Source organism: Clostridium chrysemydis, from assembly GCF_015234215.1.
Classification (GTDB): domain Bacteria; phylum Bacillota; class Clostridia; order Clostridiales; family Clostridiaceae; genus Clostridium; species Clostridium chrysemydis.
The window spans coordinates 21,810-37,707 of record NZ_JADEKP010000014.1; the positions used below are offsets into that span (position 1 = coordinate 21,810).

The following is a 15,898-nucleotide window of genomic DNA, read 5'->3' on the forward strand; positions in this document are numbered from 1 at the left end:
AAATCAAAAAATAGTTATATTCATTAATTTAAGATAAAATGACATTATAAATATTTATGATATTATAATATAATAGAAGTCATCATTAATAATGTTAAGGAGAGATACAGATGAAATATTATATAATGGTTTTTAAAAATACTCACGATGCTATGAATGCAGAAAAAGTATTAAAAGAAAAAGGCTATAAATTTAGAATAATGCCTACACCAACTACTATAACTCAAAGCTGTGGTATTTGTGTTAGGGTTGATAGTGAAGAAATTTTAAAAGAAATGATGAATGAAGGTTTAGATTATAAGAATATATATCTAAGGGATTCAGAAGGATATAAAGAATATTAATATCATTTTAAAGGGGGATTAAAAAAATTGAATATGCTTCTTTTTAAGGCAGATATGTATGGAGATGGAATAAAACTAGGTTTTCTTGAAATAAGCGCAGAAACTATTGAGAAAATAGTTAGAGAAGGATTAAAAGTAATAATTATATTATTTTTAATGTTTATTTCAATAAAAATAGGAAATAAAATAATAGATAAGTTCATAGAAAAACAAGTGGAAAGTGAAAACAAAAGATTTTCTATGAGTACTCAAAAAGCTATGACTATAGGAGGCCTTTTAAAGAGTTTACTTAAATATGTAGTTTATTTTATAGGAATAGCAGGAATACTTGCTGATTTCTTTAAAGGAATATCCTTAACGGCTGCAAGTATCGGAGGCTTTGCTATAGGGTTTGGGGCTCAAAGTTTAGTTAAAGACTTAATAAATGGTTTTTTCATTTTATTTGAAGACCAATACGGGGTTGGAGATTATGTTACTATAGGAACTTTTTCAGGGATAATAGATAGCATTGGGATAAGAACGACTGCTATTAAAGATTTTAATGGAGACATGCATCTTATACCTAATGGAACTATTCAAGCTGTTACAAATCATTCTAAGAATGATAAACAATTCATAGTTGATGTATCAGTATCTTATAACACAGATTTAGATTATGCACTTGATACTTTAAAATCAGCAGCTTCTAGATTTGAAGACGAGAACCCAGAAGTTACAAGACCTTTAGAAGTTTGGGGAGTAACAGCCCTTGCCTCATCAGGAGTAACTATAAGAACAGTAGGATATTGTACTCAGATGAATCAATGGTCTATTGAAAGAGGATTAAGAAAGGTATTAAAAGAAGCTTTAGATAAGGCTGGAATAGAGATACCATTTAATACAACAGAAATAATAGTAAAAAGTGAAGAGAAAATAAAACAGGAGGCATAATTATGGTTGAGAATTTTGAATTAGGCGATATAGTCGAAATGAAAAAAGAGCATCCTTGCGGTGAAAAAAATTTTGAAATTATTAGAGTTGGTGCAGATGTAAAAATTAAATGCACAAAATGTGGGAGAATAATTATGATTCCAAGAAGTAAATTTCAAAAGGGTGCAAAAAAATTAATTGGAAAAGTTTAATTATGTAAAAAAGCTTGAAAAAAATATACAATAGTGTTAGAATTAGAAATTGAAATCCCTGCTATGCAAAGCATAGCCGTTAGTCCGAGGGGAGGAGGTGAAAATGATGAGAAAGTACGAAACTATATTCATATTACACCCATCACTTGACGAGGAAGCTGTAAAAGCTAACGTTGAAAAGTTCACGGGTATAATAGAAAATGGCGGAGGAACTGTTGACACTGTTGATGCTTGGGGTAAGAGAAAACTTGCTTACGAGATCAAAAAAGTTAACGAAGGTCACTACACTTTAGTAGAGTTCACTGCTGACACTGAATTACCAAAAGAATTAGAAAGAAATTTCAGAATTAGTGATGCTGTTATAAGACACATCGTAATAAGCAAAGAAGCGTAAGAGGTGAGATTGTTATGAACAAAGTTATACTTATTGGTAGACTTACAAAAGATCCTGAATTGAGATTCGCAGCTGGTACTGGAAATGCTGTAACAAGATTTTCAGTTGCAGTTACAAGACAATTCAAGAGAGATGAAGCTGACTTTATTAATTGTGTAGCATTTAGTAAACAAGCAGAAACAATAGCACAATATCTTACAAAAGGAAGTCAAATCGCAATTACTGGTAACATTAGAACTGGTAGTTACGATGCACAAGACGGTTCAAAAAGATACACTACTGATGTAGTTGTTGAAAACTTTGAATTCGTTGGTGGAAAAGGAAGTAATACTTCTTCTTCAAATAATGACTTCAGTGGAAATAATTCTGACTTTTCAGCTACTCCAAATGATTCATTTGGAAGTGGTTTCGATAATGACATGACTCCTGTCGATGACGGAGATATGCCGTTTTAAATTTTTTTGAGTAAGGAGGGAAACTGCAATGAGAGAAAACAACAACAGAAGATCTGGCGGAAGAATGAGAAGATCTAAAAGAAAAGTTTGTGCTTTTTGTGTTGAAAAAGCTACTGAGATAGATTACAAAGATGTAGCTAAGTTAAGAAAGTTCGTTACAGAAAGAGGTAAAATATTACCAAGAAGAATTTCTGGAACTTGTGCTAAGCACCAAAGACAATTAACTACTTCAGTTAAGAGAGCAAGAAACATAGCTTTATTACCATTCACAACTGAATAGTAATAAGATAGAAAGAGTATGACGTAAGTTATACTCTTTTATTTTTCTATTAATTTGGGTAAAATATAATAAATGTAGTATTATAAAAAATAAAGCGTAAAAATATACTTATTCAAATAATTGGAAAAAAATACCTCTAAAATGTTGCAATCGTATTTGAAAAAATTTAGAATATAGATACAAGGGAATTTAGGGGTGAGAAATTATGAAAAGAAAAGATTTTAATATAATGGGTAATGTTAAGATTATAGAGAGCCTTAAGGCTCAATTATTAAGAGTTATTGGAGATTTTTATACACTGCTAACTAGAGGAAGTAATGTGTGTGAGGATGCTATAGTTGAATGTATAGCGGGTGCAATTATAATTTTATATACTTTAGGAGACAAATTAGGATATTCTTTGCCTGAAATAGATCATGAAATAAAGACAAAGTTAGATAGAGGAATAAGAGCTGAAGATGAAGTTGAAAAAGAAGGCAAAAGTTTAAGTAAGCTTAAAGAGTATATTTCAAATAGGAGAGACCAATAACTAAATTAGGAGGCGTTCTATTATTAATAAATCATACTTAAGAAATAATATAAATCAATTTATATTAATAGTTGTGGCAATCGTTGCTATTATATTAGGGCACCAAGGAATTGGGTTATTATTTTTTGTTGTATATTTGATAAATAATTTATATAGCTTAATTAACTATTGGAGAAAAGAAAAAAATATCAACTACTTTATAAAAGCAGTTGATAAATCAATAGATAGTAACTTAGCTAATTTAATAATTCCAACAGCACTAACTGACACAAAAGGTAATATCTTATGGAATAATAAGATATTTACTACTATTTGTGATGCAGACTACGTTATAGGTAAAAATATCTTAAGTGTAGCAAATGGCCTTAATATAGAAGGAGTAGCGTATAAGAAAAATGGATTCCATCAAAGGCTCAAAATAGAAGATAATCTTTACGATGTTTATATAGAGCAAATATCAAATGGAGATATGGAATGCTTAGTTATTTATTTTAATGATATAAGCGAATTTATAGGTGTTGAAAAGACAAAAGAAAGTATAATGCTTATAGAAGTTGATAATTTAACAGAAGTATTAGAAACTACAGAAGACAGTAATAAACCTTTAGTTATTGCTGAATTTGAAAGACTAATAAACGCTTATGCTGATGAATATAATGCTATGATTAAAAAATATGATAAGGGAGAATATATCTTATCGGTTCAAGACAGAAACATAGAAAAAGAAATATCTAATAAATTTTCTATCTTAGAAGATATATCAAAGATAGATAAAGGAAATAAGATGGAACTTACACTTAGTATAGGTGTAGGAAGAGGAGGGGCAACTCCTCAAGAAAATCAAAGCTTTGCTATTGTTGCTAAAGAGTTAGCATTAGGTAGAGGTGGAGATCAGGCTATAATTAAAAACAAAGAAGATATTCAAGTCTTTGGTGGAAACAGCAAAGAAATAGAAAAAAGAAATAGAGTTAGAGCTAGAGTTGTAGCGCACGCTTTAAAGGAACTTATTTTTGAAAGTTCAAATATATTTATAGTAGGCCATATAAACATGGATATGGATTGTTTTGGTTCTGCTATAGGTTTATCTAACATAATTAAAAAGTTAGGTAAAGAATGCAATGTAGTTTTAGATAACAATACAGGTGCTATAGAACCTTATTTAAGTAAGATTAAAGCTACAGGAAAGTATGATAACCTATTTATAACAGGTGATACTGCAGAAAAAAATCTTAAAGAAGATACTTTGATTATAATAGTTGATGTGCATAATAAAAATTATGTAAGTAATTTAAGTCTTATAGAAAAGGCAAATAAAAAAGTAATAATAGACCATCACAGAAGAAGCCCTAATATTTTAGAAGGAACTCTTTTAAATTATATAGAGGTTTATGCATCATCAACATCAGAAATGATAACAGAGATAATTCAATATATGATAAATAAACCTAAGCTATCTAAAATAGAAGCTGAAGGGCTTTTAGCCGGAATTTATATGGATACAAAAGGGTTTTCATTTAAAACTGGAGTTAGAACCTTTGATGCAGCATCTTTCTTAAAAAAGATGGGTGCAGAAACTATGGAAGTAAAAAAATTATTTACAGATAACTTAGAAGATTATATAAAGATTTCAGAAACTATAAAATCGGCAAAAATTAATAATTCTACAGCTATTGCAGTTGCACCTAAAGATGTTAATAGCGTAATAGTTGCTAAATCCGCAGATGAACTTTTAAATATATCAGGAATATTAGCTGCATTTGTATTAGCTAATATTAATGAGGAAATATATATAAGTGCAAGGTCTGTTGGAGATATAAATGTTCAAGTTGTATTAGAAGCCTTAGGTGGAGGTGGACATTTAAATATCGCAGGTGCTAAAATAGTAAATAAATCAATAGATGAAGTTTTAGAATTATTAAATGATAATATACAAAAATACTTAAGGGTGGGTGAATAACATGAAAGTTATTTTATTAAAAGACGTAAAAGGAAAAGGTAAAAAGGGAGATGTAGTTAACGTATCAGACGGATATGCAAGAAACTTTTTATTTGTAAAGAAATTAGCAGAAGAAGCAACAGATAATAATCTTCACATATTAAACAACATAAAAGAAAATGAAAGAAAGCAAAAATTAGCTGAACTTGAAGCAGCTCAAAAGTTAGCTGAAGACTTAAAAGGTAAAGAAATAAAAATGACAGCTAAAGCTGGAGAAAATGGAAAATTATTTGGGGCTATAACTAGTAAAGATATAGCAGGAGAAATAAAAAAATCATACAACGTAGATATAGATAAGAAAAAAATAGTAATGGATACAATAAAAATAGCAGGTGGATACGAAATAGAAGTAAAATTATACCCTAATGTATCAACTAAAATGAAGGTATTAATTGTTCCAACAGCATAAGGAGGATTCAATTTGAAATTACGTAAGGAAATAGAATTCCTAGAAGGAATAATAGAAGGAGATCTATCACAAGACGCTCAAGTAAATGTTTTATTTGATATATTAAAAAACGTATTAGATGAAGGTGCTATAAGAGCTAGAACAGTTAGATTTAAACTTAAAGACTACATTGGATCGACAAAAGTAAATGAAAGAGTATATGCATTAAATAAAATTGCATCTAACGGAGCTGGAATAGATATAGTTCCAGCAGAAGACGAAGTAGATAAGGTTTTAGATGATACTATAATCTGGATTGCAGAAGAAATAGCAAAAAAATACGTGCAAAACAACATTGAAGCTAAAGTAGAAAAAGCTATAATGGAAAAGCAAGAAAAGTACATCGACGAGATGAGACTTTCAATCCTTAAAAAAGAAAAAGGTAGTGAAAATAAAAAAACTACTAAAAAATATGAAGAGCTTAAGGAACTAGACGAGAGAGTAACTAGCAAAAACATAATGAGTTTCTTAAGACCAGAAAAATTAGATGAGATAGTAGGTCAAGAGAGAGCTATTAAATCATTAATTTCAAAATTATCATCACCATATCCTCAACACATAATCCTTTATGGACCTCCAGGTGTAGGTAAAACAACAGCAGCAAGAATAGCACTTCAAGCTGCAAGAGAATTAGATTTTACTCCATTTGATGATAAATCAAAATTCGTAGAAGTTGATGGAACTACTCTAAGGTGGGACCCAAGAGAAATAACTAACCCTCTATTAGGTTCAGTTCACGACCCTATATACCAGGGAAGCAAGAGAGACTTAGCTGATATTGGAGTGCCAGAACCAAAGCCAGGACTAGTTACAGATGCCCACGGAGGAATATTATTTATAGATGAGATTGGTGAACTAGATAATATACTTCAAAATAAACTTTTAAAAGTTTTAGAAGATAAGAGAGTTGAATTTTCATCTTCATACTATGATCCAGATGATGATAAAACTCCAAAATATATTAAATATTTATTTGAAAACGGAGCTCCAGCAGACTTTGTTTTAATCGGAGCTACAACTAGAGAACCAGGAGATATAAATCCTGCTTTAAGATCTAGATGTACAGAAGTTTACTTTGAACCATTATCAAGTAAAGATATAGAAAACATAGTTAAAAATGCTTCTAAAAAACTTGGAGTATCTCTAGAAAAAGAAGTTCCTGAATATATAAGTAGATTTACTATTGAGGGAAGAAAAGCAGTTAATATATTAACTGATGCATACGGATATGCCCTTTATAAAAGAAAGAGTGTACCTAAGAAATTAAAAATAACATTAAAAGATGTTGAGGAAATAATTTCAATAGGAAGATATACTCCATTTGAAAGAAATAATATAATTTCAGACAAAGAGATAGGTCATATTCACGGGTTAGGAGTTAGTGGTTTTATAGGTTCAACTATAGAAATAGAAGCTGCAGCTTTCCCTGCTAAGAAAAAGGGAACAGGAACAGTTAGATTTAACGAAACTGCTGGAAGTATGGCTAAAGATTCAGTTTATAATGCAGCATCTGTTATTAGAAAAATAACAGATAAAGATATAAAAGATTATGATATACACGTTAACGTAATAGGCGGAGGAAACATTGATGGACCTTCAGCAGGTGCAGCTATAACTGTATGTATAATAAGTGCATTATTAGAAAAACCTTTAAGACAGGATGTAGCTATTACCGGGGAAATATCTTTAAGAGGTAAAGTAAAACCTGTAGGTGGGATATTTGAAAAAATATATGGTGCTAGAAGAAGAGGAATAAAACTTGCTATAGTACCAAAAGATAATGAAAATGATATACCTCAAGGGTTAACAGATATAGAAGTTAAAACAGTTCAAACTATAGAAGAGGTAATGGATTTAGTTTTTTAAATAAAGGAGATGTTTAGCATCTTCTTTGTTTTTGACTAGAATAAGCAAAGGAAGGAGGAATATTCTTTTGGAAACTCAAAATACTATGAAAACTTTACCCCAAAGTATAGAAGCAGAACAATCAGTACTTGGGTCTATGATATTAGAAAGAAGTGCAATAGCGCAAGCGGCAGAAGGGCTAAACGAAGATGATTTTTATAGAGATAGTCATAAAGTAATATTTAGAACTATTATAGAAATGTTTAGAAAAGATATGGCTGTAGATTTAATAACTGTATTAGAAGATTTAAAATCTACAGATTTACTTGATAGAGCTGGAGGAGTAAGTTATGTAACTGAAATATCAGCATCAGTACCAACTACTGCAAACGTAGGATCGTACATAAAAATAGTTGAAGAAAAATCTACATTAAGAAAACTTATTAAGGCTTCTAGTGAAATAATAGAAGAAGGCTATAATAATCAATCAAACGTAGATGGAGTATTAGATAAGGCTCAAAAAAGTATATTTGATATAGCTGAAAAAAAGAGTTCTAACGATTTTGAACCTTTAAGCCAAGTTCTTGAAAGAGGATTTATTGAAATAGAAAGACTATTTAACAATAAAGGAGAAATAACAGGTGTTAGTTCAGGATTCTTAGACTTAGATGCTAAAACATCAGGCTTTCAAAAAGGTGATATGGTTCTAGTTGCAGCGAGACCTTCTATGGGTAAAACTACATTTTCACTTAATATAGCTGAAAATGCAGCCCTTAGAGCTGGGAAAAGCGTAGTTATATTTTCTCTAGAGATGTCAAAGGAACAATTAGCTTACAAGCTATTATGTTCAGAAGCTAATGTAGATATGCTTAAACTTAGAACAGGTAACTTAGATGATAAAGACTGGGAAAACATAGCTAGAGCTACAGGGCCTCTTTCTAAGGCTAAGATTTATATAGATGACACAGCAGGTGTAAGTGTTATGGAAATGCGTTCGAAATGCAGAAGGCTTAAAATGGAATATGGTATTGATATGATATTAATTGATTACCTTCAACTTATGTCAGGTTCATCAGGTTCAGAAAGTAGACAACAAGAGGTATCAGAAATATCAAGATCTATAAAAGCACTAGCAAAAGAAATGGAATGCCCAGTTATAGCTTTATCTCAGCTATCTAGAGCGCCAGAGCAAAGAGCAGACCACAGACCTATGCTTTCTGACTTAAGAGAGTCTGGATCTATTGAGCAGGATGCTGACGTTGTTATGTTCTTATATAGAGATGAATACTATAACAAGGAAACTGAAGAAAAAAATATGGCAGAATGTATTATTGCAAAGCAAAGAAACGGCCCGGTTGGAACAGTTAAACTTGCATGGCTTGGACAGTTCTCTAAATTTGGTAATTTAGATAATATACATGCTGAATAAAAATATTTAGAAACTCGCTTAAAAGGCGGGTTTCAAATTTTATATTTTATAATTTTATAATTTTAGGAGGTATTAAAATGTGTAAAAAGATAGGTTTTATAGGTTGTGGAAATATGGGAAGCTCTATGGTTGGAGGGCTTATAAATAAAGAATTTTTAAGTAAAGAAGATTTCTTTGTATCTGCAAAGAGCGAAGAATCTAAAAAAAGGCTAGAAGAAAAGTTTGGAGTTAATGTTAGATCTAAAAACATAGATATAGTTAAAGAATCGGATGTTATAGTTCTTGCTGTTAAACCTTATATGTACGAAAAGGTCATAAAAGAGGTAAAAGATTTTATTAGAAAAGATCAAATAATAGTAAGTATTGCAGCTGGGATTGATATAAAAGATTTAGAAAATTGGATTGGTGAAGATTTTAAAATAGTTAAAACTATGCCAAACACTCCAGCTCTTGTAGGGGAAGCTATGTCGGCTATATGTCCTAACAAAAATATAAAAGAAGAAGAATTAAAATACATAATGAGTATGTTTGAAGCTTTTGGAGAGTGTGTAGTTTTAGAAGAAAAAGATTTCCACGCATTTATAGCACTTTGTGGTTCATCACCAGCTTATGTTTTTATGTTTATAGAAGCTATGGCAGATGGTGCAGTTAAGCTTGGAATTCCTAGAGATAAAGCATATAAGATGGCAGCTCAGAGCGTTTTAGGTTCTGCAAAAATGGTTCTAGAAACTAAAGAGCATCCTGGAGTATTAAAAGATATGGTTTGTTCTCCAGGTGGAACTACTATAGAAGCTGTAGCTGAACTTGAAAACAATAATTTTAGAAGCACAGTTATAAAAGCTATGGATAGTTGTGCTAATAAATCTAAAAACATGTAAAATATTTTAAATTTAATATTGACATAGTGAGTAATATAAAATATAATTTAGTTAATGATAATCAATATCAACAAAACGGAAACGAAATTGAATTGGTTATTTACTGGATAAAACACACATTAACACATTAACACATTAACACATTAACAAAACACACAAACATTAATAAAAACTCCTCTTAATTTTAAAAATTAAGAAAAAAGAACTTAGTGGTCCACAACGCTAAGTTCTAATTTTTTGTTTTTATTTAATTGAAAAATATTTTCAATTAGGTGTTGACAAGAGAAGATAAAATAAATATAATATAATTAATGATAATCAGTATCAATTAAACGGAAGCGAAATTATATTGGTTATTTACTGGATAAAACACACATTAACACATTAACAAAACACACATAACATTAATAAAAACTCCTCTTAATTTTAGAAATTAAGGAAAAAGCAACTTAGCTTTACTAAAGCTAAGTTGTTTTTTTATTATAATCTACTAACTCCAGAAGAAATAGCAGCAGACTTTACAGATTCAGCTACATTTTTTTGAACCTCTAAATCAAAAGGCTTTGGAATTATGTTGTTTTCATTTAAATCTTCATCTTTTATCGAGTTTGCAATTGCATAAGCAGACGCTAGTTTCATTTCTTCGTTTATATCAGAAGCTCTAGAATCTAAGGCACCTCTAAATATACCAGGGAATGCAAGTACGTTATTTATTTGGTTTGGGAAATCAGACCTTCCAGTTCCAACGATTCTAGCTCCAGCACTCTTTGCATCTTCTGGGAAGATTTCAGGAGTAGGGTTTGCCATAGCAAAAACAATAGAATCTTTATTCATAGAACTCACCATTTCCTTTGAAACTATATTTGGTGCAGAAACTCCTATAAACACATCTGAGTTTTTCATAGCAATTTTTAAATCACCTTTTAAGTTATTTTTGTTAGTTAAATTTGAAAGTTCTTTGTGAAGAGGGTTATCATAATTTATATCTTTTGATAATATACCATCTTTATCACAAACTAAAATATCTTTAACTCCAGAAGATATAAGAAGCTTACATATTGCAGAACCTGCAGAACCTGCTCCGTTTATAACAAGTTTTATATCTTTTAAATCCTTTTTAACTATTTTAAGTGCATTTATTAATGCTGATAATACAACTATTGCAGTTCCGTGTTGATCATCATGAAAAACTGGGATATCTAGTTTTTCTTTTAATTTGTTTTCTATTTCAATACAACGAGGAGCTGATATATCTTCTAAATTAATTCCCCCAAAAGAAGGTGAAATATTATATATAGTATTAACTATTTCATCAACATCTTTGGTGTTTAAAACTATTGGGAAAGCATCAACGTCAGCAAATTCTTTAAAAAGTATAGACTTACCTTCCATAACAGGCATTGAAGCTAGGGGACCTATATCTCCAAGTCCAAGTACTGCTGTACCATCAGAGATAACAGCAACTGTGTTCCATCTTCTAGTATAAATATATGAATTTTTTTCATCTTTATGGATTTCTCTACAAGGCTCAGCAACGCCTGGTGTATAAGCTAAGCTTAGATCTTTTTCATTTGTAATCTTAGTTCTAGATTTAACTTCTATTTTTCCTCTTAAGTTTTTGTGAAAAGCTAATGATTCTTTATAAATAGACATACGACTAACTCCTTTTATAAATATTTGTATTTTTAACATATATTTAATTATACGAATAATTATAATAAAAATCAAAGAAACATTCGAAATATCTATTGACCAAGTAGTAAGATTTTGCTAAGATTTTTATGGGGTAATTAACTAGTATAATTTTTTTATTATTATATAAAAATAAATATAGTTAGAATAAACTCCGTAATTAAAGACTAAGATTAGCCAGAAGGAGGCAATATATTATGTCAGCATTTATAGTAATTGGAGCTCAATGGGGAGACGAAGGTAAAGGAAAGATGACAGACTATCTAGCAGAGGATGCAGATGTTGTTGTTAGATTCCAAGGTGGAAATAATGCAGGTCATACTGTAGTGGTTGGAGATAAAGAATATAAACTTCACTTAATACCATCAGGAATACTATATGATGATAAGGTAAATGTAATAGGTAATGGGGTTGTTGTTGATCCTAAAGCATTATTTGAAGAAATAGAGTACTTAGAAGGAGCAGGCATAAAGGTAACTCCAGAAAAATTAGTAGTAAGCGATAGAGCACACCTTATAATGCCTTACCACAAAGTTTTAGATAAATTAAAAGAAAAAGCAAGAGGTAAAAATGACATAGGAACTACAGGTAAAGGAATAGGTCCTTGTTATACAGATAAATTCGAAAGATGTGGTATAAGAGTTTGTGACCTTATGCACGAAGATGTTTTCAAAGAAAAATTAGAAGAAAACATCGAAATGAAAAACAAATATATAGTTAATGTTTTAGAAGGAGAAGCTTTAGATAAAGAAGCTATCTTAAAAGAATATCTTGATTTTGCAAAAAAACTTAGACCTTTTGTAAAAGATACTTCAGTTAAAGTTTATGATTCTATAAAAGAAGATAAAAACGTATTATTTGAAGGAGCACAAGGAATGCTTCTTGATATAGATTACGGAACTTATCCTTATGTTACATCATCAAACACTACAGCAGGTGGAGTAGCTAGTGGATCAGGTGTTGGACCAACTATGATAACTAATGCTGTTGGTATAGCTAAAGCTTATACAACAAGAGTTGGTAAAGGACCATTCCCAACAGAGTTAAACGACGAAACTGGTGATTGGATAAGAGAAAAAGGTCACGAATATGGAGTAACTACTGGAAGATCAAGAAGATGTGGATGGCTTGATTTAGTTATCTTAAAAACTACAGTTAGAGTTTCAGGATTAACTTCAATAGCAGTTACAAAAATCGATACTTTAGCAGGACTTGAAAAAATAAAAGTATGTACTGGATATAAGTTTAATGGAGAGGTTATAGATTACTTCCCAGCTAGCTTAGAAGATTTAGCTAAGTGTGAGCCAGTATACGAAGAGTTCGAAGGATGGGATGAAAGCGTAGCAGAAGCTAGAAGCTATGAAGAATTACCAGTAAACGCTAGAAAATATATCGAAAGAATTGAAGAGTTTACAGATACTAGAGTATCAATAGTTTCAGTAGGTCCAAAGAGAGACCAAACTATGAGAGTAAAAGAACTTTAAACAATATATTTAGTTAATTGACTTTACCTTATGGTTAAAATATAATTTATGTATATTTTATATTTAGAAATCTTATATATGAGGTGAAAAAGATGGTAACTAAAGATATGACAATCGGTGAAATAATTAAACAAGATCCAAGCAGAGCAGAAGTTTTAATGGCTTTTGGTATGGGTTGCGTAGGATGTCCTTCAGCACAAGGTGAAACTTTAGAAGAGGCAGCATTAGTTCACGGAATAAACTTAGAAGCGTTAGTGCAAGCACTAAACGACAAGTAATCAAGACATAAAGCTCAATCAACTTAAGGTTGATTGAGTTTTTTTATATTAATATATAAATTATTAATATAAAGTAAATAAAAAGTTATAAAAATTAAAGTATTATTATAAAGAGGTGAAATAAATGAAGAACAACGATTTTTCTAAAGAATACGAAGTTATGTATAGAGATTCTGATTATAGACTTAGATGTAAGCTTACAGCTATAGCGGATTATTTTTGTGAAGTTGGAAATATTCAAGCAGAAACTATAGGGGATACTATAGATTTTGCTTATTCTCACGGATGTGCGTGGGTGTTTTATAAGTATGATATAAAAATTCATAGATATCCTAAATATAGAGAGAAGATAATAGTAAAAACAATGCCTATAGGATTTAAAAGATTTTATGCATATAGAGGATATGAAATAAGAAGTGAAGAGGGAGAACTTTTAGCTGAAGGGTTAGCTTTATTTTTCTTAATAAATATTGAGAGAAGAAGACCTATGAGAATACTAAAAGAGCAATATGATATGTATGGTGAAGAAGGGGATATGAAAGAGTCTTTAGATATGGAAAAGATAGAAAAGTTAACTAGAGAAGATAACTTTAAAGAATTCCAAATAAGATACAGTGATATAGACTCAAATACTCACGTAAACAACGTTAGATATATGGAGTGGGCAATTGAATCAATTCCTTTAGAAATAGCTAAGAACTATGAATTAAAGAGAATAAAAGTTGCCTTTGAAAAAGAATCTAAATATGGAGATAGAATTCACGTATCAGCACAAATAGAAGAAAGAGAAGATGATTTAGTTACATTACATAAAATATGTAATTCAAATGGTGAAGAACTTACTTTACTAGAAGCACATTGGGATAAAATAAACAACTAAGTTATAAAAATAAGGCGATATATATTAATATACTTAAATATATCGCCTTATTTTTTATTTAAAACTATTTGCTATTGAATTTGCAGCATTATAAGCTGAAGACCAAGCCCATTGTAAGTTGAAACCACCACAATCGCCATCTACATCTAATATTTCACCAGCAAAATATAAGTCTTTTATTAATTTTGATTCTAATGTCTCAGAATTAACTTCTGTTGTGTCAACGCCACCTACTGTAACTTGAGCAGCTGAGAAGTCTTTTGTTCCTGTACAGTTAAATGTCCAATCTTTAAGACGCTTTATAAGAGCATCTTGATACTTCCACTCTAAATCGTAACAAGGAGTATGAATATTTTCTATTCCTATATCCTTAAGTAGGATAGGGGTCATCTTTTTATTTATTATACCTACAAGGGCATCTGAAATGCTTCTATGTGAAAATACAGCTAAGTGCCCATATATAAAGTTACTAACTTCATCAAATGATTTTGAAGGCATTAAGTCTACTTTTATTTTTACATCCGCCTTTTTATCTAAATACCTTGAAGCTGTAGATGATAATAAAAAGATTGGGGGACCTGAAATTCCGTAATCAGTAAATAATATTTCTCCAAACTCTTCTCTTAAGGTTTTACCATTTACTATTAAAGATGCTATACCGTCAAATTTTATTCCTGAAAGTCCTTTTAGTTTAGGGTAGTCTAATTTTAATTGAACTATTCCTGGAATAGGCTTTATTATATTATGACCTAAATCTTTAGCTAGCTTAAACCCAGAACCATCAGAACCGGTCTTTACAGCAGATTGTCCTCCAGCACAAAGTAAAAGTTTTTTGCATGTGAATTCTTTTAATTCATCGTTGTTTGTGGATAATTTAAAACTTTTGTTTTTGTGGATAGTTTTTACTTTACAGTTTGTGTATAATTTTATATCTCTATCTTCTATAGAAAGTCTTAAAAGATCAACTACAGAAGAGGCTTGTAGAGACATAGGATACAGTTTACCTTTTTCAAGTTCTATAATAGGTAAGCCAAGTGATAAGAAAAAGTTTAACGTATCATCTAAAGGAAGCTTTTTTAAAGAGTCTACGTAAAAGTCTTTATTAGAACTGTGGTAGCTTGAAAAAGGTTCTTTTAATGTAGAGTTAGAAATATTGCATCTTCCGTTTCCTGTAGTTAAAATTTTTTTACCTACTCTATCAGTACCTTCTAATATAGCAACATCTATGCCTAAATCTTTTAAAACTATAGCAGACATAAGTCCAGAAGCTCCGCCACCGACTATAATTAAATCATGATGTATCATAATAATCTCCTTAATATATATTTTTTTATTATATTCTTAAACAATTTAAGTAAATTCTATCATAGTAGGGAAGGCTATTAAAGAAAAGAATATATAGAAAAAATCGAAAATCAAAAAATTATAAAAAATTTTTTAAAAAAAACTTTATAAAAAACGACAAAAAAACTATAATAATAGTATAAAAAAAGACAAAAAATCAAAAAAAAATACTGCGCAAAGAATACAGTGTAAAAGCGCATAAATACTAGTGTTTAGAGGGACAAACATACTAAAACACTCATATATAAAAATCAAAAAATGAAAAAATGAAAAAAAACTTTGTAAAAAGTGTTGACATAGTTTTGGATTCAATGTATTATAATTTATGTGCTCGGCGCTACGGAGTGAGCGGCGGGAAACAAAGAAAAAACTTAAATATGGCTCCTTGGTCAAGCGGTTAAGACACCACCCTTTCACGGTGGTATCAGGGGTTCGATTCCCCTAGGAGTCACCATACTTTGGGCGCATAGCTCAGCTGGGAGAGCACCTGCCTTACAAGCA

General features: G+C 30.4%; 17 protein-coding genes and 1 tRNA gene. 16 read left to right on the top strand and 2 right to left on the bottom strand.

Annotated features, from left to right (window positions below):
• The first annotated feature begins 110 nt into the window (after positions 1 to 110).
• From INR60_RS16665 to proC, 12 genes are all read left to right on the top strand, one after another.
• The gene (locus tag INR60_RS16665) at positions 111 to 344 is read left to right on the top strand and encodes a putative Se/S carrier protein (RefSeq protein WP_194192621.1); all 234 of its coding nucleotides are present in this window, start codon (positions 111 to 113) and stop codon (positions 342 to 344) included.
• Positions 345 to 377: 33 nt separating this feature from the next.
• Positions 378 to 1,274 (top strand): mechanosensitive ion channel family protein, encoded by an 897-nt coding sequence (locus INR60_RS16670; protein WP_194192635.1) that lies wholly within the window; start codon positions 378 to 380, stop codon positions 1,272 to 1,274.
• 2 nt (positions 1,275 to 1,276) lie between these two features.
• Positions 1,277 to 1,465, top strand: coding sequence for a DUF951 domain-containing protein (locus INR60_RS16675; protein ID WP_194192622.1), 189 nt, complete (start codon positions 1,277 to 1,279; stop codon positions 1,463 to 1,465).
• Between the two features lie 106 nt (positions 1,466 to 1,571).
• The gene (gene rpsF / locus INR60_RS16680; protein WP_194192623.1) at positions 1,572 to 1,859 is read left to right on the top strand and encodes a 30S ribosomal protein S6; all 288 of its coding nucleotides are present in this window, start codon (positions 1,572 to 1,574) and stop codon (positions 1,857 to 1,859) included.
• 14 nt (positions 1,860 to 1,873) lie between these two features.
• Positions 1,874 to 2,314, top strand: coding sequence for a single-stranded DNA-binding protein (locus INR60_RS16685; protein ID WP_194192624.1), 441 nt, complete (start codon positions 1,874 to 1,876; stop codon positions 2,312 to 2,314).
• Positions 2,315 to 2,342: 28 nt separating this feature from the next.
• Positions 2,343 to 2,594 carry a 30S ribosomal protein S18 gene (rpsR, locus tag INR60_RS16690; protein WP_194192625.1) on the top strand — a complete coding sequence of 84 codons (252 nt, stop codon included), beginning with the start codon at positions 2,343 to 2,345 and terminating at the stop codon, positions 2,592 to 2,594.
• Between the two features lie 205 nt (positions 2,595 to 2,799).
• Positions 2,800 to 3,123, top strand: coding sequence for a MazG-like family protein (locus INR60_RS16695; protein ID WP_194192626.1), 324 nt, complete (start codon positions 2,800 to 2,802; stop codon positions 3,121 to 3,123).
• A gap of 22 nt (positions 3,124 to 3,145) precedes the next feature.
• The gene (locus INR60_RS16700; protein WP_194192636.1) at positions 3,146 to 5,080 is read left to right on the top strand and encodes a DHH family phosphoesterase; all 1,935 of its coding nucleotides are present in this window, start codon (positions 3,146 to 3,148) and stop codon (positions 5,078 to 5,080) included.
• A gap of 1 nt (position 5,081) precedes the next feature.
• Positions 5,082 to 5,528 (top strand): 50S ribosomal protein L9, encoded by a 447-nt coding sequence (gene rplI, locus INR60_RS16705; RefSeq protein WP_194192627.1) that lies wholly within the window; start codon positions 5,082 to 5,084, stop codon positions 5,526 to 5,528.
• Positions 5,529 to 5,540: 12 nt separating this feature from the next.
• On the top strand, positions 5,541 to 7,433 hold the full coding sequence (gene lonC, locus INR60_RS16710; protein WP_194192628.1) for a Lon family ATP-dependent protease: 1,893 nt from the start codon (positions 5,541 to 5,543) through the stop codon (positions 7,431 to 7,433).
• 85 nt (positions 7,434 to 7,518) lie between these two features.
• The gene (locus INR60_RS16715) at positions 7,519 to 8,841 is read left to right on the top strand and encodes a replicative DNA helicase (protein ID WP_194192637.1); all 1,323 of its coding nucleotides are present in this window, start codon (positions 7,519 to 7,521) and stop codon (positions 8,839 to 8,841) included.
• Positions 8,842 to 8,918: 77 nt separating this feature from the next.
• On the top strand, positions 8,919 to 9,719 hold the full coding sequence (gene proC / locus INR60_RS16720) for a pyrroline-5-carboxylate reductase (protein WP_194192629.1): 801 nt from the start codon (positions 8,919 to 8,921) through the stop codon (positions 9,717 to 9,719).
• 480 nt (positions 9,720 to 10,199) lie between these two features.
• On the opposite strand, the gene INR60_RS16725 is transcribed toward proC, so the two are convergent.
• Positions 10,200 to 11,372 (bottom strand): NAD(P)-dependent malic enzyme, encoded by a 1,173-nt coding sequence (locus INR60_RS16725; RefSeq protein ID WP_194192630.1) that lies wholly within the window; start codon positions 11,370 to 11,372, stop codon positions 10,200 to 10,202.
• 236 nt (positions 11,373 to 11,608) lie between these two features.
• On the opposite strand from INR60_RS16725, the gene INR60_RS16730 reads away from it, so the two are divergent.
• The 3 genes from INR60_RS16730 to INR60_RS16740 all read left to right on the top strand — a co-directional run bounded on the left by INR60_RS16730 (position 11,609) and on the right by INR60_RS16740 (position 14,053).
• Positions 11,609 to 12,895, top strand: a complete 1,287-nt coding sequence (locus INR60_RS16730) for an adenylosuccinate synthase (protein WP_194192631.1) — start codon at positions 11,609 to 11,611, stop codon at positions 12,893 to 12,895.
• Between the two features lie 92 nt (positions 12,896 to 12,987).
• The gene (locus INR60_RS16735; RefSeq protein WP_194192632.1) at positions 12,988 to 13,173 is read left to right on the top strand and encodes a DUF1858 domain-containing protein; all 186 of its coding nucleotides are present in this window, start codon (positions 12,988 to 12,990) and stop codon (positions 13,171 to 13,173) included.
• Between the two features lie 124 nt (positions 13,174 to 13,297).
• Positions 13,298 to 14,053 carry an acyl-[acyl-carrier-protein] thioesterase gene (locus INR60_RS16740; protein ID WP_194192633.1) on the top strand — a complete coding sequence of 252 codons (756 nt, stop codon included), beginning with the start codon at positions 13,298 to 13,300 and terminating at the stop codon, positions 14,051 to 14,053.
• 54 nt (positions 14,054 to 14,107) lie between these two features.
• Here the strand turns inward: INR60_RS16740 and INR60_RS16745 are convergent, their stop codons facing one another.
• Positions 14,108 to 15,358: a BaiN/RdsA family NAD(P)/FAD-dependent oxidoreductase gene (locus tag INR60_RS16745; RefSeq protein ID WP_194192634.1), complete on the bottom strand. Its 1,251-nt coding sequence runs from the start codon at positions 15,356 to 15,358 to the stop codon at positions 14,108 to 14,110.
• A 418-nt stretch (positions 15,359 to 15,776) separates the two neighbouring features.
• Here INR60_RS16745 and INR60_RS16750 point away from each other — a divergent pair.
• A tRNA-Glu gene (locus tag INR60_RS16750) sits at positions 15,777 to 15,851 on the top strand.
• Positions 15,852 to 15,898: the final 47 nt, after the last annotated feature.

Excerpts from the sequence above, each read along its gene's own strand:
- INR60_RS16665 (WP_194192621.1), top strand. The coding sequence starts at position 111 with ATGAAATATTATATAATGGTTTTTAAAAATACTCACGATGCTATGAAT.
- INR60_RS16670 (WP_194192635.1), top strand. The coding sequence starts at position 378 with ATGCTTCTTTTTAAGGCAGATATGTATGGAGATGGAATAAAACTAGGT.
- INR60_RS16675 (WP_194192622.1), top strand. The coding sequence starts at position 1,277 with ATGGTTGAGAATTTTGAATTAGGCGATATAGTCGAAATGAAAAAAGAG.
- rpsF (WP_194192623.1), top strand. The coding sequence starts at position 1,572 with ATGAGAAAGTACGAAACTATATTCATATTACACCCATCACTTGACGAG.
- INR60_RS16685 (WP_194192624.1), top strand. The coding sequence starts at position 1,874 with ATGAACAAAGTTATACTTATTGGTAGACTTACAAAAGATCCTGAATTG.
- rpsR (WP_194192625.1), top strand. The coding sequence starts at position 2,343 with ATGAGAGAAAACAACAACAGAAGATCTGGCGGAAGAATGAGAAGATCT.
- INR60_RS16695 (WP_194192626.1), top strand. The coding sequence starts at position 2,800 with ATGAAAAGAAAAGATTTTAATATAATGGGTAATGTTAAGATTATAGAG.
- rplI (WP_194192627.1), top strand. The coding sequence starts at position 5,082 with ATGAAAGTTATTTTATTAAAAGACGTAAAAGGAAAAGGTAAAAAGGGA.
- INR60_RS16715 (WP_194192637.1), top strand. The coding sequence starts at position 7,519 with ATGAAAACTTTACCCCAAAGTATAGAAGCAGAACAATCAGTACTTGGG.
- proC (WP_194192629.1), top strand. The coding sequence starts at position 8,919 with ATGTGTAAAAAGATAGGTTTTATAGGTTGTGGAAATATGGGAAGCTCT.
- INR60_RS16725 (WP_194192630.1), bottom strand. The coding sequence starts at position 11,372 with ATGTCTATTTATAAAGAATCATTAGCTTTTCACAAAAACTTAAGAGGA.
- INR60_RS16730 (WP_194192631.1), top strand. The coding sequence starts at position 11,609 with ATGTCAGCATTTATAGTAATTGGAGCTCAATGGGGAGACGAAGGTAAA.
- INR60_RS16735 (WP_194192632.1), top strand. The coding sequence starts at position 12,988 with ATGGTAACTAAAGATATGACAATCGGTGAAATAATTAAACAAGATCCA.
- INR60_RS16740 (WP_194192633.1), top strand. The coding sequence starts at position 13,298 with ATGAAGAACAACGATTTTTCTAAAGAATACGAAGTTATGTATAGAGAT.
- INR60_RS16745 (WP_194192634.1), bottom strand. The coding sequence starts at position 15,358 with ATGATACATCATGATTTAATTATAGTCGGTGGCGGAGCTTCTGGACTT.